This is a genomic window from Thermus tenuipuniceus (assembly GCF_002964845.1).
GTDB classification, from domain to species: Bacteria; Deinococcota; Deinococci; order Deinococcales; family Thermaceae; genus Thermus; species Thermus tenuipuniceus.
Map to the genome: position 1 here is coordinate 24,063 of NZ_KZ672968.1, position 21,128 is coordinate 45,190.

Consider the following 21,128-nt stretch of genomic DNA (forward strand, 5'->3'; position numbering starts at 1 on the left):
CGGTAAGCTTGGGGGTGTTTAAGAACCTTCGGGCGTACCTGGAGGCCCTGGAACGGCGGGGCGAGCTCAAGCGGGTAAAGGTGCCCGTAAGCAGCGAACTGGAGATCGCCGAGATCGCCGACCGCATGGTGAAGGCGGGAGGGCCTGCCCTCCTTTTTGAAGGGGTGGTGGGTAAGGATTTTCCGGTGGCCATTGGCCTCTTCGGCACCCGGGAGCGCACCGCCTTTGCCTTGGGGGTTCGGGACCTGGACGAGCTTTCGGCTAAGGTGGAAGCCCTGCTGACCCTTAAGCCCGGCAAAGGGGGGCTTTCCGCCCTCCTGGCCTTGCTTCCCAAACTTCCCCTCCTCAGGGGGTTCTTCCCCAAGTGGGTGGGGAGGGCTCCGGTCCAGGAGGTGGTCCTGAAGGAGGAGGCGGTGGATCTCTCCCGCCTTCCCGTCTTGAAGTGCTGGCCCTTGGACGGGGGACCTTTCTTCACCCTGCCCCTGGTGATCACCAAGGACCCGGAGACCGGGGAGCTCAACGTGGGCATGTACCGGATGCAGGTGCTGGACAAGAGGAGCACGGCCATGCACTGGCAGCTCCACAAGGTGGGCCGCCAGCACATGGAAAAGGCCAGCAAGCTGAAAAAGAGGCTGGAGGTGGCCGTGGCCTTGGGGGGGGATCCCATCCTCACCTACGCCGCCACCGCTCCCTTACCTCCCTTGCCCGGGGTGAGCGAGTTCCACCTGGCGGGGTTCCTGCGGGGAGCCCCTGTGGAGCTGGCCCGGGGCGTCACCGTGGACCTCCCCGTGCCCGCCGAGGCCGAGTTCGTGTTGGAGGGCTACATTGACCCCGAGGAACCCCTGGTGGAGGAGGGCCCCTTTGGGGACCATACGGGCTTCTACACCCCCGTGGACCTCTACCCCCGCTTCCACGTGACCGCCCTCACCCACCGCAAGGGGGCCATCTACCCCGCCACCATCGTGGGGGTGCCTCCTATGGAGGATGCCTATCTGATAGAAGCCTCGGAGCGCCTTTTCCTACCCCCCTTGCGCCTCATCCTCCCCGAGGTGGTGGACTACCACATGCCCCCTGAGGGGGTGGCCCACAACTGGGTGAACGTGGCCCTTCGTAAGGAGTACCCGGGCCAGGCCTACAAGGTGGCCTACGGGATGCTGGGTCTGGGACAGATGATGTTCGCCAAGGTGATCGTGGCCGTGGATGGGGATGTCCCAGTGAGGCCGGGGTTCCAAACCCTTTTAGAAGCCCTTAAGCACCTCCTTCCCGGGCGGGATACCCTCCTCCTTCGGGGGCCTATGGATGTGCTGGACCATAGTTCCCGGGGCTTTGCCTTCGGGGGAAAACTCATCTTAGATGGCACCCGAAAGCTCCCTGAGGAGGGGGGAGAGGTGCCTTTTATCCCCCGGGTGCACCCGGCGCTTCCCCAGGATCCTGAGGTTCACGCCCAAAGGCAGTGGCCGGGCATCTGGGGGGTGACCTTGGGCAAGGAGAGGCCAGGCCAGGCCCTGGCCCTGGCGGAAAGGCTCCTCAAGACGCCGCAAAGCGCTGGCATACGCTTGATGCTCCTGGCAGACCACGACATCCTCCTCACCCCCGAGGAACTCCTTTGGGCGGTGCTCAACAACATAGATCCGGAGCGGGATGCCCGGGTATTGGAGGGAGTGGAGGGCCCCGTCTTGGTGCTGGACGGCACCCGCAAGCTCCCGGAAGAAGGCTTCCACCGGGTCTGGCCCGAGCGCATCCGCATGGACGGGCGCATCAAGGCCCTGGTGGAAAGCCGCTGGGAGGAGTACGGCCTCTAGGCGGTGCGCAGGGCGCGATTGCGCAGGAGGCCGCTCCGGAAGGCCTGTACCACTTCCCGGTGAAGCCGCCCTTTGCGGGCCTCCTCCTCCAGTACTTTAAGGGCCTCCTCGGGTTTTAGGGGAGCGCGGTAGGTGCGCACGCTGGTGAGGGCATCGTAGATGTCGGCGGCGGTCACCGCCTGCACCAAGAGGGGTATCTGGGTAAGGCCATCGGGGTAGCCGGAGCCATCTAGCTTCTCGTGGTGCCAGCGCACGTAGGGTTTTAAGCGGGTGTAGGCCCGAAGGGGCCGGATGATCTCGTCCCCCTTCACCGGGTGCTCCCGGATAAGGCGCCACTCGTGCTCCGTAAGGGTATAGTCTCCCCGGAGGATGTGGTCGGGGATGCCGATCTTGCCCACGTCGTGCAGGAGCGCTCCCATGTGGAGGTCCTCGAGCTCCTCGGGCTTTGCCCCGAGCTCCTCCGCGGTCCAAAGGGCGTACTGGGCCACCCTTTCCCCGTGGCCGGCGGTGTAGGCGTCCTTGGCCTCCACCGCCCGCACCAGGGCGAGAAGGGCCCTTTCCAGGGCCTCTAGCTTCTCTTGCAGTTTCCGGCGCTCCAAATGGCCCTTCACCCGCAGCCTGAGCTCCACCAAGTCCACGGGCCGGTTCAGGAAGTCGTCGGCCCCGGCCTCAATCCCCTTCAGGCGCACCTCCCGGTCCCCATCGGCGGTGAGGAGGATGACGGGAAGGAGGGGGTCTAAGGCCTTGATCCGCCGGGTGAGTTCCAGCCCGTCCACCAGGGGCATGTGCAGGTCCGTGAGGACCGCGTAGGGTAGGCCGTCCCGGAGGAGATCCATCGCCTCCTGTCCATTTCTGGCTTCCTGGACCTCCACCTCCAAGGGGGCCAGGGCCCGCATGAGGAGGAGGCGCTGGGCCGGATCGTCATCCACCACGAGCACGCGCATACGTCCTCCTAGAGGAGTTCCCGCAAGCGCCTGGCGGCTTCCCGGGCCTCGAAGTGCACCAGCCCCAGGTTGGCCCCCCCGGGCAGGGCCACGGCCAGCACCCCCTTCTCCCCGGCCTCGTAGACCACGAAGTACCCGCTCTGCCCCCGGATCACCGTTTCCTGAAGCTCCCCTAGGCGCAGAGTGGTGGCGATCCGCTTCCCCAGCCCTAAAGACGTGGCCGCCATAGCCGCGATCCGGGGCGCTTCCGCCTCGGGGAAGTCGTGCACGATGGGAAGCCCATCCGCCGAGGCCACCATCACCCCGGAAACCTCGGGCACCGCAGTGCGCAGGTTCCTAATCAGCGCCAAAAGCTCCTCTTGCCTGGTCATAACCCCTCCTCGTCCAACCGCAACAGCAGGTGTTCAATCCGTCCAAAAAGCCGGTACACCTCGTTCATCCTCTCCCTGGCCTCCGCCTCCTTTCCCTCCCCCTTCAAGGCCACCGCCTCGGCGGTGAGGGCGTGGAGAAGCGCTCGTGGAGGGCGACCACCTCTTGAAAGGCAGGCAGGTGTCCGTAAGCCCCCTGGCCTTCCCCAGCAAGCCACCGCCCCAACGAACACTGCGTGGGCGGGGTCAGGATGGGTTCCGGGCCGCCTTCCAGAAACCGCTCTGCGTTTTCCAGATAGCGCAGGTGGGCCAGCACCATCGCTTCAAGCATCGTGGACCTCCACCGCCATCTCCACCAATTGGGTGAGCACTCGAAAGGCTTCCTCCCGGCGCCTGGCGTCCAACCCCACCACCCGCTCGCGGGGCAGGCGCAGGTAAAGGGCTACCTCCTCCGGCTCCCAAGCCCGGCCCAGGTCCAGCCGGGTCACCCCCACCAGGTGAGGGATGGGGTGGCGGGAGAGGAGGTAGTCCAGGAGGTGGCGCGCCTCGGGCAGATGCTCGGGCTTGTCCCCCGCCAGGAGGAGCAAAAGGCCCAAAGCCCCTTCCGCCAGCACGTCCCACATGAAGTCGAAGCGGGCCTGGCCTGGGGCCCCGAAGAGGTGCACCCGGTAGGGCCCCACGGGAAGTACTCCAAAGTCCATGGCCACGGTGGTAGTTTCCTTGCCCAGGGCCTCGCTGACCTTGGCCTCCGTGGTGAGGGCCTCCTCCCCCAAGAGGCTTCGGGCGAAGGCCGTCTTCCCCGCCCCCACGGGCCCGGCCACCAGGATTTTCAGCGGCTCCATAGGGCCTTCAAGTGGGCGAGGAGCTTCCCCGCTAGGGGATGGGCCTTCGGCCGAGGAGCCACCCGCTTCACCGCTCCCAGAAGCTGGAGGCGATAAAGGTAAAAGCGCACCTGGTCCAGGGGAAGCCGCAGGACCTGGGCCAGCTCCTGAGCGGAAACGCCCCGCTTGAGATGGGGCAGGGCCAGGCGGAAGAAGTCCTTGAAGCGGGGGTCCTCGGGATAGCTCCCCGCCAGCTCAAAACGGGCCTCGGGATGGGGCAGGTAGGCCCGGTAGCGCTCTAGCTCGTCCTGGAGGGTGATGGTGCTCAGGAGGACCTTCTCCACCGGCCAGCCCAGCCGCTCCTTGTGCCTGGGCTTCACCCCGGGAAGGAACTCAAAGCTTCCCTCCCGGGCCTGGAGGAGGGCCTGAAGCACCGCTTTGGCCGCCATGGGGTCCAGGGGCTTGCCGTGTTGGTCCAGGGAGCGGATATGTCCCGGCTTCAGGTAGATGGTGGTGGGGGGAATACCCTTTAGGTTCCAAATCTCCAGCGCCCCTTCCTTGTGGCTGAGAAGCTGGAGGAGCTCCTCGAGGGGCAGGGAATTGAGGCTTCCAAACAGGGCCATAAACCAACCTCCTGTCCTCACCCTAGAACTCCCCTGTGAAAACGATTTAAAAAGGCCGTATAATCCCCCCTTGTGCTGGTGCGGCCTGCTCTTCTTCCCCTTTGGCCTCCTCGGGTGATAGACCTCTTTGGCCGGGAGGGGCCCCTGGTCCTCGAGGTGGGCTTTGGCGATGGGCGCTTCACCGTGGACCTGGCCAAGGCCCATCCGGAATGGCTCATCCTGGGGGCCGAGGTTTCGGCGGCCAGCGTCCAGAGGGCCTACCGGCGCCTGCGCCGGGAAGGGATAGGGAACGTGCGCCTTTACCACGGGCAAGGCCTCTTTGCCCTGAGGAACCTGGTGCCCCCGGGGAGCCTAAAGCGGGTCATCGTCAACTTCCCCGATCCCTGGCCCAAGAAGCGGCACCAGCGGAAGCGGCTTTTGCAGGAGGGATTTTTCCGCAGGCTTTCCACTAGGCTCGTGGAGGGCGGGGACCTCCTCCTCACCACCGACCACGAAGAGTACTTCCGCTTGGCCCTGGAGGAGGCAGAACGGAGCGGGCTTTACCGGGTGGAAGTTAAGGAGCCACCGGAGACCCACTTGCGCACCAAGTATGCCCTCAAGTGGAAGGAGGCGGGCCGGATCTTCTTCCATGCGGTGTTCACCAAGATGGCCGAGGATCCCACGCCTTGGCCGCCCATAAGGAGGTACGAGGTGGCCCATGCGCTGTTAAGGGGAGAACTGCCCAAGGAGCTTACCCTTGCCAAGGCTTCCGTGGCCATCCCGGGCGGGATGGCGGTCTTTCTGGAGGTGGCCCGGGGGGAGGAAGGGTTTTACGTGCTCACCCACGTGGAGGAGGAAGACCTCACCCAGGATTTGCTTCTAGAGGTGAGGAGGAGTGCCCGCGGGCTCTATGCGGGGGTTAGCCGCTTCGGTAGCCCCCTCATCACCGAGGGGGTGAAGGAGGCGGTGCGGGCTCTGGTGCGGGAGCTCGGGAGGGTGGGCCTCGAGGTGGTCCAGGACCACACCTAGCCCCCTAAAATAGCCCTATGCACGCCCATGTGATCCTGGCCGCCGGGCAGGGGACCCGCATGAAATCCCGCCTGCCCAAGGTGCTTCATCCCCTTTTGGGCAAGCCCATGCTGGCCTATGCGGTGGAAACGGCCCTGGCCCTGGAACCCCAGAGGTTGGTGGTGGTGGTGGGGCATGGAGCCGAGCAGGTGATGGAGGTCCTAAAGGCCTATCCGGTGGAGGTGGCGGTGCAGGAAGAGCAGCTCGGCACCGCCCACGCCCTTTTGCAGGCGGAGCCCTTGTTAAAGGACTTTCCTGGCCCCACCCTGGTCACTCAGGGGGATACGCCCCTTCTTCGCCCGGAAACCCTAAGGGGCCTTCTGGAAAGGGTGGAGGAGGGGGCGGGAATGGCCCTCCTCACCGTGGAGCTTTCTGACCCCACCGGCTACGGCCGCATCCTGCGCCAGGGGGAGGAGGTCTTGGGCAGCGTGGAGGAGAAGGATGCCTCCCCTGAGGTCAAGGCCATCCGGGAGGTGAACGCTGGGGCCTATGCCTTTGACGGACTCCTCTTCCAGGCCCTCAAGGAGGTGCGAAACGAAAACGCCGCCCGGGAGTACTACCTCCCCGACCTCATCGCCATCTACCGGGCCAAGGGGCGGAGGGTGGTGGCGGTGAAGGGGGTGGTGGAGGAAGCCTTGGGGGTGAACACCCGGGAGGAGCTTTCCCGGGTGGAGGGAGTGCTCTTGGCGGCCTTGCGCCGGGAGTGGATGCGAAGGGGGGTGCGGATGATCCTGCCGGAGAGCATCTACCTGGAGGCCAGCGTGGAGCTGGCCCCGGACGTGACCCTCTGGCCGGGGGTGGTGCTTAAGGGCAAGACCCGCATCGGGGAGGGGGCGGAGGTGGGGCCCTACACCATCCTGGAGGACGCCCTCTTGGAACCCGGGGCCAGGGTTCTGGCCCACACCGTGGCTCAGGGGGCGGTGATCGGTAGGGGAGCCGACGCCGGGCCCTTCGCCCGGCTACGCCCCGGGGCCGTTCTCAGGGAGGGGGCCCATGTGGGCAACTTTGTGGAGGTGAAGAATAGCCTCCTCCACCCCGGGGTCAAGGCGGGGCACCTGGCCTATTTGGGGGATGCCGAGGTGGGGGAGGGCACCAACATCGGGGCCGGGGTCATCACCGCCAACTACGATGGCAAGCGCAAGCACAGAACCTTCATCGGCAAGGGAGCCTTCATCGGTTCCAACAGCGTGCTGGTGGCCCCGGTGCGGGTGGGGGATGGGGCCATGGTGGGGGCGGGGAGCGTGATCACCCATGATGTGCCCGAGGATGCCCTGGCCATAGCGCGGGAGAGGCAGCGGAACCTCGAGGGCTACGCCCGGCGCAAGCGGGAGGGGGACTAGGGTTTCACCTTCCTTTCAGCCCGGGTGGTAAACTGGGGGGTATGAACCTGGGCATGCCGGAAATCCTGGTGATCCTGGTGGTGGCCCTCCTCATCTTCGGGCCCAAGAAACTCCCCGAGCTCGGCCGTTCCCTGGGCCAGAGCATTCGCGAGTTCAAGCGGGGGGCCCAGGAGATCCGGGAGGAGCTGGAGAAGAGCGTGGACGTGCGGGAGGAAAAGGGCCCCGAAGGGGCTAGGTTGGCTAGGGAGGAAAAGGGCCCCGAAGGGGCTAGGGAGAAGCCGGTTTCCGAGACTTCCTCCCCCAAGGCCCATGAGGTTTCCGAACCCCAAGAGGAGCGCAAGGCTTGAAGGAAGCCCCACTGGTTGAACACCTGGAGGAGCTCAGGGCCCGTATCCTCTGGTCCCTGGTGGCCTGGGTGGTGGGTACGGGGGTGGCCTGGAGTTTTAGGGTCCAGCTTCTGGAGTGGCTGAAGCGGCCCTTGGACCTGGCGGCCAAGCAGAACCACATCCAGGTGAACCTCATCGTTCTGGACATCACCGAGCCCTTCTTGGTTTCCTTGAAGGTGGCGGCCTTTGGGGGGCTGGTGTTGGCCTTGCCCTTCATCGTCTACCAGGTCTGGGCCTTCATCGCCCCGGGGCTTTACGAACACGAGAAGCGGCTGGCGGTGCCCTTCTTGCTGGGGGCTGGGTTTAGCTTCGCCTTGGGGGCCCTTTTCGCCTACTATGGCTTTTTGCCCTTCGCCATACCCTTCCTCCTGGGCTTTTTGGGTGAGGTCATCACCCCGCAGATCTCCATCGGTCGCTACATGGGCCAGGTCCTCATGATGATGGGCGTCATGGGCCTGGTCTTTGAGATGCCGGTGGTGAGTTATCTTCTGGCCCGCCTGGGGATCCTTTCCTCCGCCTTCCTGGCCCGCAACTGGCGGATCGCCGTGGTCCTCCTCCTCACCCTGGCGGCGGTCATCACCCCCACGGTGGACGTGGTGTCCTTGGCCATCGTCACCGGTCCCCTGTTGGTCCTTTACTGGATCTCCGTGCTGGTGGCTAGGGTGGCGGAGCGGGCCAGGCCCAAGGAAGAGGCCGCTTGACACCCCAAGGGGCTTTGCCCCATAGAATAGCCCATGGACGAGCGCATCCTCGCCCTGCGTAAGGAAGTGGACCGGGTTAACCGGGAAATCCTGCGCCTCCTCTCCGAACGGGGAAGGCTGGTGCAGGAGATCGGCCGCATCCAGACCGAGCTGGGCCTTCCCCACTACGACCCCAAGCGGGAGGAGGAGATGCTGGCCTACCTCACCGCCGAAAACCCCGGTCCCTTTCCTCCGGAAACCATCCGAAAGCTTTTCAAGGAAATCTTCAAGGCCAGCCTGGACCTCGAGGAGCGGGAGGACCAGAAGAAGTTCCTCTATTCCCGCAGGCACAAGCCCGAGCCCACCCGGGTGCGGGTGGGGCCTGTGGCCTTTGGGGAAAAGCCCCTCCTCATCGCTGGCCCCTGCTCCATCGAGTCCGAGGAGCAGATGATGGAAACCGCCCGCTTCCTTTCCGCCAAGGGAGTCAAGGTCCTAAGGGGCGGGGCCTTCAAGCCCAGGACCAGTCCCTATGGCTTCCAGGGCTTGGGGGTGGAGGGGCTAAGGATCGGTCGCAAGGCGGCGGAAGCTTTTGGCATGGTTTTCGTCACCGAGGTCATGGATACCCGGGACGTGGAGGTGGTGGCGGAATACGCGGATATCCTCCAAATCGGCGCCCGGAACATGCAGAACTTCGCCCTCCTCAAGGAGGTGGGGAAGGCGGGCAAGCCCGTCCTTCTGAAGCGGGGCCTTTCCGCCACCGTGGAGGAGTGGTTCTACGCCGCCGAGTATATCCTGAGCCAGGGCAACGAGCAGGTGATCCTGGCGGAAAGGGGGATTCGCACTTTTGAGCGCTGGACGCGAAACACCCTGGACCTCTCCGCCGTGGCCTTGGCCAAGCAGGAAACCCACCTGCCCGTGGTGGTGGACGTGACCCACGCCGCCGGGCGCACGGATCTTCTTGCCCCCCTGGCCCGGGCGGCCTTGGCGGTGGGGGCGGATGGGGTGCACGTGGAGGTCCACCCCAACCCCAAGGTGGCCCTTTCCGACAACCAACAGCAGATGGACTTCCGGCAGTTTGAGGCCTTCCTTAAGGCCATAGAGGACCTTCTAGGGGCGTGAATGGGCTTCTTGGATAACCTTCTGAACGCCTTCCTCAGGGCCACGGACCCCAGGCCCCGCTACACGGAGGCCCGTTGCCTCCTCTACAAGAACAGCGTGGGGGGGTGCGACCGTTGCTACCAGGCCTGCCCCAAGGGGGCGGTGCGCCTGGAAAGCTTCCGGGTGGAGCTGGACGAGGTGCTCTGCACCGGGTGCGGTCTCTGCACGGGGGTCTGCCCTGGGGTGGCCCTGGAGTATCCCTTGGGGGGCATCCAGGAGGCCTTGATCCGGGGCAAGGGGCAGATCCGCTGCTCCAAGGCGGAGGGCAAGGGGGAGGAGGTCTTGTGCCTGGGCCGCCTGACCCCGGGCCTTCTGGCGGAGGCGGGAAGCCGTTTCGGGAAGGTGGTCTTGGCCCGGGGGGATTGCGCCTCCTGTAGGATCGGGGGGCCTGCGGTGCCCGAGCACCTGGAAAGGATGGTGGAGGAGGCCCAGCGTTACCACCCCGTGGAGGTGCAGGTCCTGCAAGGGGAGCTTCCCGGGGAGAAAGTGGGGCGCAGGGAACTTTTCCAGGCCCTTATGGGAAGCGCCAAGCGCACCGCCGCTGACCTGGTGCCCGAGCTTCCCCTTCCTGCTCCGGAGGAGGAAAAGGGCATGCCGGCGGAGCTTCGCCTGCGCCTTTTGGCGGCCAGGCGGGCTTCCGAGGTGCGCTGGCCCAGGATCCGGGTGGAGGAGGGGTGCACCCTTTGCCCAGTGTGCACCAACGTCTGCCCCACGGAGGCGGTCTATAGGGTGCGGGAGGGGGAGGAGTACGTGCTCAGGCTCAAGGTGGAGGCCTGCACAGGATGCGGGGCCTGTGTGGAAAGCTGCCCGCCTCAGGTGATCCGCCTCGAGGAGACGGGTAAGGAGGAGATACTCCAGGAACTTGAGCTTTACCGGGGAAGGCCTCCTTGGTACGATCTCTGAGCCTCGGGCGGGATCCGGCTGGCTAGAGGGTTTGCCCCGGGTGAACTGGCCTTTTGGGAGCTTCCCCGGGCTTTTCCCCTGGGGGGAGGGCAGGATTTCTGGGAAAAGGGCATGGCCCTCTACTTGTTGGGTATAAAGTAAAGGGAGTCGAACCATGGAAGCCGACGCCATCGTGGTAGGGGGTGGACTGGCCGGACTGGTGGCAGCCACGAAGATCGCAGGGACCGGTAGGCGGGTTTTTCTCCTGGAGCAGGAGCCTTACCTGGGAGGTCAAGCCTATTGGTCCTTCGGGGGGCTTTTCCTGGTGGACTCCCCGGAGCAACGGCGCCTGGGTATCCGGGACTCCCTGGAGCTCGCTCGGGAGGACTGGTTCGGGGCGGCGGGGTTTGACAGGGAGACGGACTCATGGGGCAGGCGTTTCGCCGAGGCCTATTTAGAGTTCGCCGCCGGCGAGAAGCGAGCCTGGCTTACCTCCTTGGGAGTCCGTTTCTTCCCCGTGGTGGGCTGGGCGGAGCGCGGAGGGGGCCTTGCCCTTGGCCATGGCAATTCCGTTCCCCGCTTCCACATCGTATGGGGGACGGGGCCGGGGCTCCTGGAGCCCTTCCTGAGGCGGGTTCAGGAGTTGCAGGACAGGGGTTTGCTTAAGGTTTTTCTCCGCCATCGTGTGGAGGAGATCCTGCTGGAGAAGGGCCGGGTGGTGGGGGTCATGGGGACCGTCCTGGAGCCGGACACCGTTCCCCGGGGGGCGCCCTCGAGCCGCAAGCCCAAGGGGGAGTTTCGCCTCCTGGCCCAGGCGGTGGTTTTGACCACGGGGGGTATGGGGGCCAACCTGAACTTGGTGCGCCGCTTCTGGCCCAGGCGCATGGGGGAACCCCCAAGGAGGATGCTTTCCGGGGTCCCGGATCACGTGGATGGATCGGGTCTTTTCCTGGCGGAGCGGGCTGGGGCTGCCCTTGTCAACCTGGACCGCATGTGGCACTATCCCGAGGGAGTGGAGAACTACGCCCCCATTTGGAGCCACCACGGGATCCGCATCCTTCCGGGTCCCTCGGCTCTTTGGGTGGATGCCACGGGAAGGCGCCTTCCCCCGCCTTGCTTTCCCGGCTTTGATGCACTGGAAACCTTGCGCCATCTGCGGAGCACGGGATTGGATTGGAGCTGGTTCATTTTGGATCTCAGGACCCTGGCCAAGGAGTTTGCCCTGTCCGGTTCGGAGCAGAATCCGGACCTTACCGGGAGGAGCTGGCTGGGCGTGGTGCGAAACCGGATTTTCGGCCCCCCCGGTCCGGTTAGGGCCTTTTTGCAGCGGGGTAAGGACTTCCTGGTGGATGAAACCCTTTCCGAGCTGATGCGCAAGATGGAGGCCTTGGCCCCCGGGGTCCTGGATCCCGTGCGGTTGGAAAGGGAGGTGAAGGCCAGGGACCGGGAGCTTTCCAACCCCTTCTGTAAGGACGCGCAGCTTTTGGCCGTCCAGGGATTCCGGCGCTATCTAGGGGATCGGCTTTTCCGCGTGGCTAAACCCCACCCCTTCTTAGGCGGCAGGGGCGGTCCCTTGGTGGCGGTACGCCTTTGGACCTTGACCCGCAAGACCCTAGGGGGTATTCAAACCGACCTCAAGGGGCGGGCCCTTACCCTCCAAGGGGAGCCTGTGCCGGGCCTTTTTGCCGCAGGGGAGGTGGCGGGATTTGGCGGTGGAGGGATGCACGGGTATAAGGCTCTGGAGGGAACCTTTTTGGGGGGATGCCTTTTCTCTGGGCTTTTGGCCGTCAAGGGGGTGGCGGAGGAGCTAGGATAGTTCCCATGCGTTTACACCACGTGGGCATTGCGGTGGAGGACCTAGAGGCGGCCAAGGCCCGCTACTGGCTTCTGGGCTTCGTTCCCGTGGCCGAGGGGGAGGTGGTGGCCCAAGGGGTGCGGGTGGCCCTGCTCCGGGGGGAAGGGGAGACCCTTTTGGAGCTCCTCGCCCCTTTGGGGCCGGATACCCCGGTGGGGCGCTTTCTGGCCAGGCGGGGTCCTGGGCTTCATCACCTGGCCTTTGCCACCTCCCGGATTGAGGAGGAGCTTGCCCGGCTGAAGGCGGCAGGGGCCAGGCTCATTGACGAGGTGCCTAGGCCCGGCTTCGGTGGCCACCAGGTGGCCTTCGTTCACCCCACCTTCGGGCTTGGGGTGCTTTGGGAGCTGGTGGAGGTGTAGCCCAAGGTGCGCCCCCTTCCCCTCCTCCTGGCCCTGGGGCACATGGGCCTGCTCTTTTGGCTTTCCCACCAGCCCGCCACCGGGGTGGGCTTGCCCCACCCCTGGGATAAGGCCGCCCACTTCCTGGCCTACGCCCTCCTGGGCCTGCTCCTGCGCCTGGGCCTTGGGGCCTTCCGCCCCGCCTTTCTCCTCGCCGCCCTCTACGGGGTCCTGGATGAGTGGCACCAAAGCTTCCTTCCCGGAAGGGAGGCCTTCGGCTGGGACCTTGTGGCGGACTTCCTGGGGGCCTGGGTGGGGGCTAGGTGGGGGGGTAGATGGGGAGCTCCAGAAGCCTTCCGCCCTTGGCGGAGGCGGCCAGGAGGATGGCTTCGGCGATGAGTTCCGGGGCGATCCAGCGGTTGGGGTCGGCCTCCGGCATGGCCTTCCGGTTGGCCTCGGTATCCAGGGTACCCATGGGGTAGACGAGGAGGAAGCGCACCCCCTGCACCTCCCCCTGGAGGGAGCGGATGAGGCTGGCCAGGGCGGTCTTGGCCATGGTGTATAGGGCCCTTCCTGGGCCGGCCCCCGTCCAGGCGGGACCGGCGGCGATGGCGGCGAAAAACCCTTCGCCTCGAGCCTCCAGATAGGGCAGGACCGCCTTGAGGAGGTTGAAGGTGGTGCGCAGGTTCAGGTCCAGAAGCCAGTCGTAAAGCCCGGGGTCCGAGTCCAAAAAGCGCCCGGCGGCGAACCCGCCCACGGTGTGCACCACCCCGAAAAGGGGTGCCTCCCGCTCCACGAAGCGGGCCAAGGCCTCCGCCTCCTCCAGCCGGGTGAGGTCGGCCACGAAGGTTCTGGCCCCCACCGCCTTGGCCCGTTCCGCCATGCGCTCCTCCCGAGGGTCGGAGAGGAAAAGGCGGGCACCCGCCCGGTGGAGGGCGGGGATTACCGCCCGGGCCAAGGCCCCTCCGGCTCCTGTGACCAAAAAGGCTTTACCCTGGAGCATGCCTTATTCTACCGGGATGAAGGCCAGGGAAGTGGGGCTGAACCCCAAGAATGGGGAGCGCAGGAGGAGGGGTGGGGAGGGCGCCAGGTCGTAGACTTCAAGGGTTTGCCCCTGGACTAGGTAAAGGTAGCCATCCGGTCCCAGAAGCCCGGCGGTATAGGTGCGGAACCCCTGCTGCACGGGGGATTCCTTGGGCAGGAGCACCTGGAACCCCCGGCCGTAGACCGCCATGCCCCCCACGGGGTCCAGGGCCAGGCGGCTGGCTTGGGGGAAGTCCCCCAAGACCTTTCGGCTGGTGAGGGAGTCCCCTTCCAGGGTGTAGAGCCTCACTTCGATGGCGGTGGCGGCAAGCCCGAGAAGCCGCCCGCGAAGGCGGTCCAGCTGGAGGTCGTAGGGTCCTTGGCTCGCCTGGGGGTCCAAGAGCTTTTCCAGGCTGGGGACGCCTGAAGGGTTTTGGGCCGGGCGGTAGCCCAAGGCCTGCTGGCTTAGGTAGGCCAGGAGGTCCAGGCTTCCTTGGGGGAAGAGGGCTAGGCGCACCCCGGGGGGGAGGCCCGTGAGGTCGGCTTCCTCCAGGTTCCCTGAGGCATCCAGGTTCCAGAGGAAGGCTCTTCCTGCCCCCGGGCAGTGGGCGAGGAGCTGGTTTTGCCCAAGCCGCAAATAGCCTCCGGTGCAGTCCACCCCGTTCGGGAAGGCCGCCTGCGTGGGGGAAGGCTGCGGGATGGCGTCTTCCGTGAAGCCTTGGGTGGAGTAGGCCTCGAGGCGGTCGGGGAAGAGAAGGTAAAGCCCCCCAAAAGCGTTGGAGTAAGCCAGGTCCTGAAGTCCTGGGGTGCTCCAGGTGCCCATGGGGCTTGCCGTTCCCCCCTGCAGGTCCTGCGCCCGGTAGAAGCGCACCTCCCCCCCTCCCCCCATGGCCACCAGGGCGGGCAAGGGGGGCTCCTGGCTTCCCGTGCAGGCACCCAGGAAAAACGCCAGCACCCCTATGGCCGGGTAAAAGGGCCAAAACCGCTTCATGGTCCACCTCCCAGCTTCACACCCTCCTCGGAGAGGAGAAGCCCCGCTGCCTGCCCCCCATAGAGGAAGGCCAGGCCCACGCTCCCCTTTTGGGCGTCCAGGGTGAAGCGCAAGGCCCAACAGCAGCGGTCCAAGACTAGGAGGAAGCGGGGCCTTAGGGGGGTTCCGGGCAGGTCCTGGGTAAGGAGGGCCGAAAGGTGAAGCTTGGTGTTCTCCCGGCCCAGGAAGGTGAGGGTGGGCCCGAAGTTCCGCAGGGAGAGGCTGTACCCCTCGGGCCGGTCGGGGCGACGGGCGTAGGAGAAGCTTCCCGATAGGGAAAGCCCGGGGATGGCTCCTTCTCCTGCCCCCTCGGCGGGTACCGGTTTCCAGAGCTCCACCCCCCCGCTGAAGGTGGCGTCCTTGAGGTAGATGCCCCCGTCTGCCTCCTCCGGCAAGTGAAGGTTGGCGTTTAGGCGGAAGCCCACCTCGGGGAGGGCCTGGGTGAGGCCTAGGCGGAGGTTCGTGTCCCGGAAGCCCTCCTGGTAGCGCCCGGAGAGTTGCAGGTCCCAAAGGGGTCCTGGGGCTACCCCTGCGCGGTAGCCCAGGGCGTAGGCCAGGGCCCTGGGGTCCAGGGTGGTTTGTAGGGATAAGCTCTGCGGGCCCAGGATGGCCTGCCCTTGGAGGGCGAGGGTGTTCTGTTGCCAGTCCCGCCTCCCCTGGAGGGTGTAGGCGTTCGTGCCCTCCCTCAGGGCGTAAGTAAGGTCGGTGGTGAGGGCGCCCTGGCCGTTTAGGTCGTGGCGGTGGGCCAGGTTGAGGCTCCCCCCCGGCAGGGCGTAGCCCGCTTGGAAAAGAAGAGGGTCGAAAAGGCCCTTGGCGTGGTCGTAGCGCAGGCTTACCTTGAGGGAGAAGGGGTAGGGGGTGAGGCTTCCTTCTAGACGGCTCTCCAAGGGGCCTTCCCCCTCGAGGCCCCGCTTGTGGGAGAGGGTGAGGGCGTAGCCGGGGTCTTGGAGGGCGGCCTGGGCCTCGAGGGGGAGGTACTTGCCCGCCTCCAGGTCCCTCCCCGTCTTCAGGCCGAGGAGGAGGGGCCTTTCCTGGAAGCCTAGGCTCAGGGTGGCCTGGTGGCTTCGCCGCTGGGGCAAGGCGTCGAAGTGGAAGGGGGTTTCCCCCTCCTGGACGCTTCGGGCATAGCCCACCTCCACGCTGAACCCGCCCAGGTTTTGCCGGAGGATGGCTGAGGTGGTCCAGTCCACCTGGCGCTCGCGCTCCCCATCGGGGTTTTGCGTGGTGTAGTAAAAGCCCCGGAAGCGGTTTTCTGCCCGGAAGGTGGCCCCAGGCCAGGGGGTGAGGGCGAGACTTTCGCTGTGGGCAAGGAGGGCCCTTCCTGCCTCCGCGTAGGGCCCGAGGGCCCGGGCGGAGCGGTTTAGGGGGTTGGTCTCCGCCAAGTAGCGGCCCACGGCCAGGCTCCCCTGGACGCTGAAAGGCCCCTCCCGCAGGACGGGGCTTTGCGCCTCCAACTCGGGCAGGCGCTGCAGGGTGCGGGGGGGTGGGGTGGCGGGGTCGTGGTCTAAAAAGCCCTCCAACCTTAAGGCGTAGCGCCAATCCTGGGGCGTGGGGGTGCCGGGAGCGAGGGCCTCGAGGCGGAAGCGGGTCAGTTTTTCCCGGGTATCGTCCCGTTCTACCAGGGCGCTGAGGGAAAAGGCCTGCCGCTTTAGGACGTACTCCCCCCGGTACTGGAAGGTGTCCGGGGGGGTGTGGAGGAAAAAGTAGCGCTCCTTGGCCTCCCCGGTGCCGTAGTGGTCAAAGCCGAAGCCGTAGCCCCGGCCCTCGTAGTAGGAAAGGAGGGTGAAGCCCAGGCCGAAGTCGGCCACGTAGGGCAAAGCGGTCTTCAGGTAAAAGCCCCCTTCATCCTGGCCCACCTCGAACCGGGGCCGGCGCTCGGAGAGGAAGAGAAGGAGGACGGGAAGCTCCAGAACCGGTTTCTCCTGCACCAGAACCACCACCCCCCGGGCCACTACCCGGTCCCCGGGGTAGAGGACGATCTCCCGGGCGCGAAAGGCGTAGTCGGGTACCTCCTGGCCGCAGGAGGCGCAAGGGGTGGCGTAGCCCCGCTCCAGAAGGATGGCCCCCGCCACCCGCTGGCAAAGGGGGCCGGTGAGCAGGAGGTCCTCGGCCTCGAGGCGCACCTCGAGGGCGTCAAAGCTTTCGTCGGAGAGGTCTATCTGAAGTTCCTCCGCCTCCACCCGCCTTCCCTCCCGGTCCCGGTAGCGCACCCCTTCCGAGAGGAAAAGGAGTTTACGGGTGCGAAAGTAGGTGGCCCTTCCCGCCTCGATGGCCTCCCCATCCCACTCCAGGCGCACGGGGTTCCCCGTGAGCACGTAGACCTCCTCCCCTCCTTCCTGCCTTAGCTCCAGCTTTTCTGCCTCCAGCACCTTCAGGACCTTCTCCTGGGCGAAGGCGGGGAGGAAGAGGAAGAGGAGGGCCAAAAGCCACCTCACCTTCGCCCTCCCAGGAAGAGGAGAAGCCCGAGGGCCCCGTAGACCAGGTTGGGTCCCCAGGCGGCCAGAACGGGGTCTAGGGCGTTTTGCTCCCCCATGATCCGCCCCACGCTCCAGGTGGCGTAGTAGAAGAAGGTGAGGACCGCCACCCCCACAAGCCCCAGGCTCCGGGACCCTCCCAGGAGGTAGAAGGCCAGTCCCGTGGCGAAGAGGGCGAAGACCAGGCTGGCCGCTGGCTCGGCGTAGCGGCGGTAATAGGTGGTGGCCTCGAGGCCCGCCTTCACCCCGCTTTGCCTAAGCCTTTCCACCTCCGCTTTAAGCTCCTTCAGGGTCATGCGGTTGGCCGGGTTCTGCCAGGGCTCAAAGGTGAGGTCCCTGAGGACCAGATCCCCCTCCTGAAAGCGGGTCAGGGTCCTGGGCCTATCCCCCTCGTAGGTGACCCTCAAGCCCTTTTCCACCTGCAAGACCCCTCCTTGGAACCTCCCCTCCTCCGCCAGGACCACTTCCTCCTGCGAAAGGATTCTAAGCTTTCCGATCCTGTCCCGGGCCACCTCCCCCACGTAGACCACCCTGCCTCTGGCGTCCTGGAAGGCGGTGCCCGGGGTGAGAAGGGCCCTGGGCCGTTCCAGCACCTGCTTGCGAAGGAGGTCCTGCCCCTGGGCTAAGGCTTTGGGCACCAGGCTTTCCCCCAAAAGGAAGCCCAAAAGGGCCAGGAGAGCCCCGAGGCCCAAAAGGGGTAAAAGCACGCGTTCCCGCCTTATCCCCAGGGCCAGGAGGGCCTTGAGCTCCGAGTCCTCACCCAGGCGGGAGAGGAGGAAGAGTAGAGCGAAGAGGTAGGCCACGGGAGCCCCCCGCACCAGGGCCTCGGGGGTGCGGTAGAAGAGGTAAAGGAGAAGGGTGTAGGGATCCGCGCCCTTGGCCACCAAAGGGGCCAGGACCTCGTAGACCGCCCCGGCCAGGAAGAGGAGGACGATGACCGCAAGCCCCAGGCTAAAGTGGGCCAGGACCTCGCGCAGGAGGTAGCGGTCTAGGGTCTTCATCTAAGCCTCCAGGTGAGGTAGAGGGCCAAGGCGGCGAAGAAGGCGTTGGGGAGGAAGGCCAGGAGAGGGTTCACGTCGTAGCGGGCCAGCTGGGCGCTCAGGGTCCAGAGCACGTAGTAGCCGAAGATGAGGAGGACGATGCTGAGGAAGGCCCAGGCAGCCTCCCGGAAGGAAAGCCCTAAGGTGGCCGCCACCAGGCCCAGGAAGAAGCCCCCGAGGGCATCCGCGAGCCGGCGGTACAGGGCGAAGCGGGCACTGGGCTCCACCTGGCTCCTTTCCCAAAGCTCCCGCAGGGTGGTGGAGTCGTAGGGATCGCGGGAGCCCAAGCTTTCCTTGGGGCGGAACTGGGTGGGGAAGGGAAGGGTGCCAGCAAAGGGCTTGGGTTTTCCCCCCTCCAGGACGTACCCCCGGAAGTGCCACCCTTCCTTGTCCCAGACTCCTTCCTGACCGCTGTAGATCCGGCCCCTTTCGTCCACCACCCGGATGCCGTAGAGGCGGTTTTGCCCCACCTCGGGCCGTACCTCCTCCGCGTAGTAGACCCCGAGGCCCTCCGCGGCATAAAGCTGCTTGCGCATCACCCCGCTCAAGGCCCCTTCCCCGTAGAGGAGCCGGGCCAGGTGCTGGTCGTAGGCCTCGAGGGCCCGGGGGCGAAGCTCCGCCAGGTTAAGGAGGTTGAAGAAGCTCACCAGAAGGGCCAAAAGCGCCAGGGGTTTCAAAAGGGCCCAGGGGGGTACGCCCGCGGCGTAGGCGGCCTTCAGCTCCGATTGGCGGATGAGGCGGGCAAGGCCCACCAAGATGGCGAAGACCAGGCCCAAGGGAAGGGCCAGGCTCAGGGTCCAGGGCAGGCGGTAGAGGATGAGCTTGGCGATGGCCTCCACGCTGGCCCCCCGGCTTAGGAGCACCCCCGAGAGGCTGGAGAGGAGGTCAAAGGTGAGGAGGGCCACGAAAAGCAGGACCCCCACCAGGTAGGGGACCAGGATCTCCTTGAGGACGTACCGGCCCAGCACCAGGCCGAGTATACGGGGCCAGGATGAGAAACAAGCGCAGGAGGCAGGAGCTCAGTGGGCGATCACGTGGATCACGGGCAGGCCGAAGCGCTCTGCCTGGCTGTGCACGTCCAGGCGGAGCCAGCGGGAAAGCCCCGGGGGCAGGGTGGCCAGGACGATGGCCTGGTACTCCCCGGGATGGGCCATGAGCTCCTCCTCCAGGGCCAGGATGGGGGAGACATCCCCGGGCTTGGCCTCCTCTATGGCGATTCCTTGGGCCTCGAGGGCCGCCTTGGCGGCCTCCGCCTCCTCCTTGGCCCGCCTTTGGATGTCGCCCTCCTCATAGACCCAGCCCGCCGGGGGGACGGCGGGTACCAGAAGGACAAAGCGGGCCTCGGGGTCTTGGCTCCGAAGCTCGGCCAGCTTTCTGGCCAGCTCGGGGCTTTTGGCCGTACGATGAGCCACCACCAGATACCGGGCCAAGGCCTTTACCTCCTTTGCCTTGCCTCGAGGCTAGCCCAAGTCCTCTGGGAGGGCCGGGAGCGAGGTTACATTGTCCTGGCCTGTGCCCTAATACGGATTCTTTTTAGGTAAACTCCAAAGGCTTCCTAGACTCCCTGGCCTTGGGATCTTGAGGAAGGGTGACTGGGGGTCTTTTGCCCTGTTGGGGACGGGTTTTCCTGCATACCCCTTTACATAACGGCAAACCGTGGTATAATGAAGAAGTCAGAGGAAAAAACCGCCTGCGGGCGGCGGTTTTGTTTTAGGGCACCAAGGCCACCTTGGTGGCCTGCCGCTCGTGGAAGAGGCGGTAGCCCTCAGGGGCTTCCTCGAGGGGCAGGCGGTGGCTGAACACCCAGCTACCCTTAAGCCTTCCTGCCCGTTGCAGGGCTAGAACCTCCTCGATCCAGCGGGGGATGTTGGCCAAGGCGCTTTTCAAGGTGATGCCCCGGCTGAAAGCGGAGAGCCAAGGGTAATCCAGCTTCTCGGCGGTGGGCACCCCGAGGCTGGACACGATGCCCCCGGGTCCCGCCAGGCGGAGGGCCAGCTTCAACGCCTCCCCATCCCCGCCCACCGCCTCCACCACCAGATCCGCCCCCAGGCCCTGGGTTTTCTTGCGCACCCGGGCCACGGGGTCTTCCGCCTTGGGGTTGACGGGCAGGCTTCCCAGGGCCGCCGCCTTTTCCAAGCGGGTTTCCTCCGGGTCTATGGCGTAGACCTGTCCAGCGCCCAGAGCATGGGCCACCATTTGGGCCATGAGGCCCACGGGCCCCGAGCCCACCACCGCCACGCTCATCCCAGGGGAGAGGAAGGGCCTTACGCCCCCGTAGGCGGTGGTGAGGATATCCCCTGCCAGGATGGCTTCCTCCGCGGGCAGGTCCCCGATGGCAAAAAGGCTTTGCCGAGCGAAGGGAATCCGCACCCTTTCCGCCTGGGCTCCCTGGAGGTTGCCCAGGGCTAGGCCGAAGCCAAAGACACCTCCTTTCAGGCAGGCGAAGTACTGCTCCTTGCGGCAGGCTGGGCAGTCTCCGCAGGCCACCTGGAAGCTCCCTACCACCCTTTCCCCCAGGGGGAAGGGCACCAGGGGGCCCTTTTCCACAATCCGCCCCACGAACTCGTGGCCCAAGACGGTACCCGGCAGCACCCCGGCGATCTTGCCGTGGTAGATGTGCAGGTCCGAGCCGCAGATGGCGGCCAGCTCCACCTCCACGATGGCGTCGGTTTCCGCCTCCAGCTTGGGCTCCGGCGCCTGCTCTACCGCCACCTGGAAGGGCCCGTGGTAGACCAGGGCTTTCATGCCACCTCCCGGGCCACCTTGACCAGCTCCTGGGCCGCCTGGGTGTAAGGGGCCAAGGCGGCGATGCTTCCCTTTTTCAGTTCCAAAAGGCCCCGCATCAAGGCGGTGAGGGGCTCGAGGCGGCCCTCCAGCACCTCCTGCCAGGTGGCCAAGTCGGCCTCTACGACGAAGTCGGCCTCCGCCTCCCCCTCCACCACCTGCGCGCCCCGGCACGCCCCGTGCCACAGGTCCAGGACCACGGCCACCCCCTTGGGGAACCCCAGGGCGGGGTCAGGGCGCACCGCCAGGGCCAGGCTTCCTTCCCAGGTGGCGGCGGCCTTCCTATAGGCCTCGCTCTCGTTTAACTTCCGGCAGTAGGCCTCAGCCCAGGCTGGGGAGAAGAGTTCCATAGGCTCCTCCTTTGCACCGAGTATAAGCCTTGCGCGGTAGCCTGAAGAGGTGGTCTACCTCCTGGACCTCTCCGGAGTCTTTTGCGAGCCGGTGGAACCCTTCCTCCTCCGCTCCTGGCCGAGGCGAGCGGCGAACCCCTCTTCTACCTCAAAACTTGCACCTCCCGAATACCCTGCATAAAC

General features: G+C 66.0%; 22 protein-coding genes and 1 pseudogene. 10 read left to right on the forward strand and 13 right to left on the reverse strand.

The window, feature by feature from the left end:
- The first annotated feature begins 14 nt into the window (after positions 1-14).
- A complete protein-coding gene (locus tag C2847_RS04280) occupies positions 15-1,802 on the forward strand; it encodes a menaquinone biosynthesis decarboxylase (RefSeq protein WP_105317231.1) in 1,788 nt (595 codons plus the stop codon).
- On the opposite strand, the gene C2847_RS04285 is transcribed toward C2847_RS04280, so the two are convergent.
- The 5 genes from C2847_RS04285 to C2847_RS04305 all read right to left on the reverse strand — a co-directional run bounded on the left by C2847_RS04285 (position 1,799) and on the right by C2847_RS04305 (position 4,558).
- Complete coding sequence (locus C2847_RS04285; RefSeq protein ID WP_105317232.1) at positions 1,799-2,746, reverse strand: HD-GYP domain-containing protein; 948 nt, start codon at positions 2,744-2,746, stop codon at positions 1,799-1,801. The genes C2847_RS04280 and C2847_RS04285 overlap by 4 nt on opposite strands.
- Positions 2,747-2,754: 8 nt before the next feature.
- Positions 2,755-3,117: a roadblock/LC7 domain-containing protein gene (locus C2847_RS04290; RefSeq protein WP_105317233.1), complete on the reverse strand. Its 363-nt coding sequence runs from the start codon at positions 3,115-3,117 to the stop codon at positions 2,755-2,757.
- Positions 3,118-3,220: 103 nt separating this feature from the next.
- Positions 3,221-3,445, reverse strand: coding sequence for a CZB domain-containing protein (locus C2847_RS04295; protein WP_105317234.1), 225 nt, complete (start codon positions 3,443-3,445; stop codon positions 3,221-3,223).
- A complete protein-coding gene (locus tag C2847_RS04300) occupies positions 3,438-3,956 on the reverse strand; it encodes a GTP-binding protein (protein WP_105317235.1) in 519 nt (172 codons plus the stop codon). The genes C2847_RS04295 and C2847_RS04300 overlap by 8 nt, the downstream gene beginning before the upstream one ends.
- Complete coding sequence (locus C2847_RS04305) at positions 3,944-4,558, reverse strand: DUF4388 domain-containing protein (protein WP_105317236.1); 615 nt, start codon at positions 4,556-4,558, stop codon at positions 3,944-3,946. The genes C2847_RS04300 and C2847_RS04305 overlap by 13 nt, the downstream gene beginning before the upstream one ends.
- A gap of 72 nt (positions 4,559-4,630) precedes the next feature.
- Here C2847_RS04305 and trmB point away from each other — a divergent pair, with 72 nt between their 5' ends.
- The 9 genes and pseudogenes from trmB to C2847_RS04350 all read left to right on the forward strand — a co-directional run bounded on the left by trmB (position 4,631) and on the right by C2847_RS04350 (position 12,643).
- Positions 4,631-5,566, forward strand: a complete 936-nt coding sequence (gene trmB, locus C2847_RS04310) for a tRNA (guanosine(46)-N7)-methyltransferase TrmB (RefSeq protein WP_105317237.1) — start codon at positions 4,631-4,633, stop codon at positions 5,564-5,566.
- Between the two features lie 17 nt (positions 5,567-5,583).
- On the forward strand, positions 5,584-6,945 hold the full coding sequence (glmU, locus tag C2847_RS04315; RefSeq protein ID WP_105317238.1) for a bifunctional UDP-N-acetylglucosamine diphosphorylase/glucosamine-1-phosphate N-acetyltransferase GlmU: 1,362 nt from the start codon (positions 5,584-5,586) through the stop codon (positions 6,943-6,945).
- Positions 6,946-6,986: 41 nt separating this feature from the next.
- Positions 6,987-7,196: pseudogene (locus C2847_RS04320) on the forward strand (TatA/E family twin arginine-targeting protein translocase); the annotation flags it as partial.
- Positions 7,197-7,288: 92 nt separating this feature from the next.
- Positions 7,289-8,032, forward strand: a complete 744-nt coding sequence (gene tatC / locus C2847_RS04325) for a twin-arginine translocase subunit TatC (RefSeq protein ID WP_105317240.1) — start codon at positions 7,289-7,291, stop codon at positions 8,030-8,032.
- Positions 8,033-8,065: 33 nt separating this feature from the next.
- On the forward strand, positions 8,066-9,130 hold the full coding sequence (locus C2847_RS04330) for a bifunctional 3-deoxy-7-phosphoheptulonate synthase/chorismate mutase (RefSeq protein WP_105317241.1): 1,065 nt from the start codon (positions 8,066-8,068) through the stop codon (positions 9,128-9,130).
- A complete protein-coding gene (locus C2847_RS04335; RefSeq protein ID WP_105317242.1) occupies positions 9,131-10,072 on the forward strand; it encodes a 4Fe-4S dicluster domain-containing protein in 942 nt (313 codons plus the stop codon).
- Positions 10,073-10,226: 154 nt separating this feature from the next.
- Positions 10,227-11,867 carry an FAD-binding dehydrogenase gene (locus tag C2847_RS04340; protein WP_105317243.1) on the forward strand — a complete coding sequence of 547 codons (1,641 nt, stop codon included), beginning with the start codon at positions 10,227-10,229 and terminating at the stop codon, positions 11,865-11,867.
- 5 nt (positions 11,868-11,872) lie between these two features.
- Positions 11,873-12,265 (forward strand): methylmalonyl-CoA epimerase, encoded by a 393-nt coding sequence (gene mce, locus C2847_RS04345; RefSeq protein ID WP_105317244.1) that lies wholly within the window; start codon positions 11,873-11,875, stop codon positions 12,263-12,265.
- Between the two features lie 6 nt (positions 12,266-12,271).
- The gene (locus C2847_RS04350; protein WP_105317245.1) at positions 12,272-12,643 is read left to right on the forward strand and encodes a VanZ family protein; all 372 of its coding nucleotides are present in this window, start codon (positions 12,272-12,274) and stop codon (positions 12,641-12,643) included.
- Here the strand turns inward: C2847_RS04350 and C2847_RS04355 are convergent.
- The 8 genes from C2847_RS04355 to C2847_RS04390 all read right to left on the reverse strand — a co-directional run bounded on the left by C2847_RS04355 (position 12,564) and on the right by C2847_RS04390 (position 20,945).
- Positions 12,564-13,247 carry an SDR family NAD(P)-dependent oxidoreductase gene (locus C2847_RS04355; protein WP_105317246.1) on the reverse strand — a complete coding sequence of 228 codons (684 nt, stop codon included), beginning with the start codon at positions 13,245-13,247 and terminating at the stop codon, positions 12,564-12,566. The two genes, C2847_RS04350 and C2847_RS04355, sit on opposite strands and share 80 nt — an antisense overlap.
- A 3-nt stretch (positions 13,248-13,250) precedes the next feature.
- Complete coding sequence (locus tag C2847_RS12265) at positions 13,251-14,258, reverse strand: hypothetical protein (protein ID WP_105317247.1); 1,008 nt, start codon at positions 14,256-14,258, stop codon at positions 13,251-13,253.
- Complete coding sequence (locus C2847_RS04365) at positions 14,255-16,732, reverse strand: hypothetical protein (RefSeq protein WP_105317248.1); 2,478 nt, start codon at positions 16,730-16,732, stop codon at positions 14,255-14,257. Before C2847_RS04365 ends, C2847_RS12265 begins: the two co-directional genes overlap by 4 nt.
- Positions 16,729-17,772: an LptF/LptG family permease gene (locus tag C2847_RS04370; RefSeq protein WP_105317249.1), complete on the reverse strand. Its 1,044-nt coding sequence runs from the start codon at positions 17,770-17,772 to the stop codon at positions 16,729-16,731. The genes C2847_RS04365 and C2847_RS04370 overlap by 4 nt, the downstream gene beginning before the upstream one ends.
- Positions 17,769-18,779: an LptF/LptG family permease gene (locus tag C2847_RS04375; protein WP_105317250.1), complete on the reverse strand. Its 1,011-nt coding sequence runs from the start codon at positions 18,777-18,779 to the stop codon at positions 17,769-17,771. The genes C2847_RS04370 and C2847_RS04375 overlap by 4 nt, the downstream gene beginning before the upstream one ends.
- A 51-nt stretch (positions 18,780-18,830) precedes the next feature.
- Positions 18,831-19,241 (reverse strand): hypothetical protein, encoded by a 411-nt coding sequence (locus C2847_RS04380; protein ID WP_105317251.1) that lies wholly within the window; start codon positions 19,239-19,241, stop codon positions 18,831-18,833.
- Positions 19,242-19,521: 280 nt separating this feature from the next.
- The gene (locus C2847_RS04385; RefSeq protein WP_105317252.1) at positions 19,522-20,556 is read right to left on the reverse strand and encodes an alcohol dehydrogenase family protein; all 1,035 of its coding nucleotides are present in this window, start codon (positions 20,554-20,556) and stop codon (positions 19,522-19,524) included.
- Positions 20,553-20,945: an SCP2 sterol-binding domain-containing protein gene (locus tag C2847_RS04390; protein WP_105317253.1), complete on the reverse strand. Its 393-nt coding sequence runs from the start codon at positions 20,943-20,945 to the stop codon at positions 20,553-20,555. Before C2847_RS04390 ends, C2847_RS04385 begins: the two co-directional genes overlap by 4 nt.
- Positions 20,946-21,128: the final 183 nt, after the last annotated feature.

What these genes read in the sequence shown, in the direction of transcription:
- C2847_RS04330 (WP_105317241.1), top strand. Translation starts at nt 8,066, where the DNA reads ATGGACGAGCGCATCCTCGCCCTGCGTAAGGAAGTGGACCGGGTTAAC.
- C2847_RS04295 (WP_105317234.1), bottom strand. Translation starts at nt 3,445, where the DNA reads ATGCTTGAAGCGATGGTGCTGGCCCACCTGCGCTATCTGGAAAACGCA.
- C2847_RS04355 (WP_105317246.1), bottom strand. Translation starts at nt 13,247, where the DNA reads ATGCTCCAGGGTAAAGCCTTTTTGGTCACAGGAGCCGGAGGGGCCTTG.
- C2847_RS04385 (WP_105317252.1), bottom strand. Translation starts at nt 20,556, where the DNA reads ATGAAAGCCCTGGTCTACCACGGGCCCTTCCAGGTGGCGGTAGAGCAG.
- C2847_RS04285 (WP_105317232.1), bottom strand. Translation starts at nt 2,746, where the DNA reads ATGCGCGTGCTCGTGGTGGATGACGATCCGGCCCAGCGCCTCCTCCTC.
- C2847_RS04335 (WP_105317242.1), top strand. Translation starts at nt 9,131, where the DNA reads ATGGGCTTCTTGGATAACCTTCTGAACGCCTTCCTCAGGGCCACGGAC.
- glmU (WP_105317238.1), top strand. Translation starts at nt 5,584, where the DNA reads ATGCACGCCCATGTGATCCTGGCCGCCGGGCAGGGGACCCGCATGAAA.
- C2847_RS04290 (WP_105317233.1), bottom strand. Translation starts at nt 3,117, where the DNA reads ATGACCAGGCAAGAGGAGCTTTTGGCGCTGATTAGGAACCTGCGCACT.
- mce (WP_105317244.1), top strand. Translation starts at nt 11,873, where the DNA reads ATGCGTTTACACCACGTGGGCATTGCGGTGGAGGACCTAGAGGCGGCC.
- C2847_RS12265 (WP_105317247.1), bottom strand. Translation starts at nt 14,258, where the DNA reads ATGAAGCGGTTTTGGCCCTTTTACCCGGCCATAGGGGTGCTGGCGTTT.
- C2847_RS04390 (WP_105317253.1), bottom strand. Translation starts at nt 20,945, where the DNA reads ATGGAACTCTTCTCCCCAGCCTGGGCTGAGGCCTACTGCCGGAAGTTA.
- C2847_RS04340 (WP_105317243.1), top strand. Translation starts at nt 10,227, where the DNA reads ATGGAAGCCGACGCCATCGTGGTAGGGGGTGGACTGGCCGGACTGGTG.
- C2847_RS04370 (WP_105317249.1), bottom strand. Translation starts at nt 17,772, where the DNA reads ATGAAGACCCTAGACCGCTACCTCCTGCGCGAGGTCCTGGCCCACTTT.
- C2847_RS04305 (WP_105317236.1), bottom strand. Translation starts at nt 4,558, where the DNA reads ATGGCCCTGTTTGGAAGCCTCAATTCCCTGCCCCTCGAGGAGCTCCTC.
- C2847_RS04300 (WP_105317235.1), bottom strand. Translation starts at nt 3,956, where the DNA reads ATGGAGCCGCTGAAAATCCTGGTGGCCGGGCCCGTGGGGGCGGGGAAG.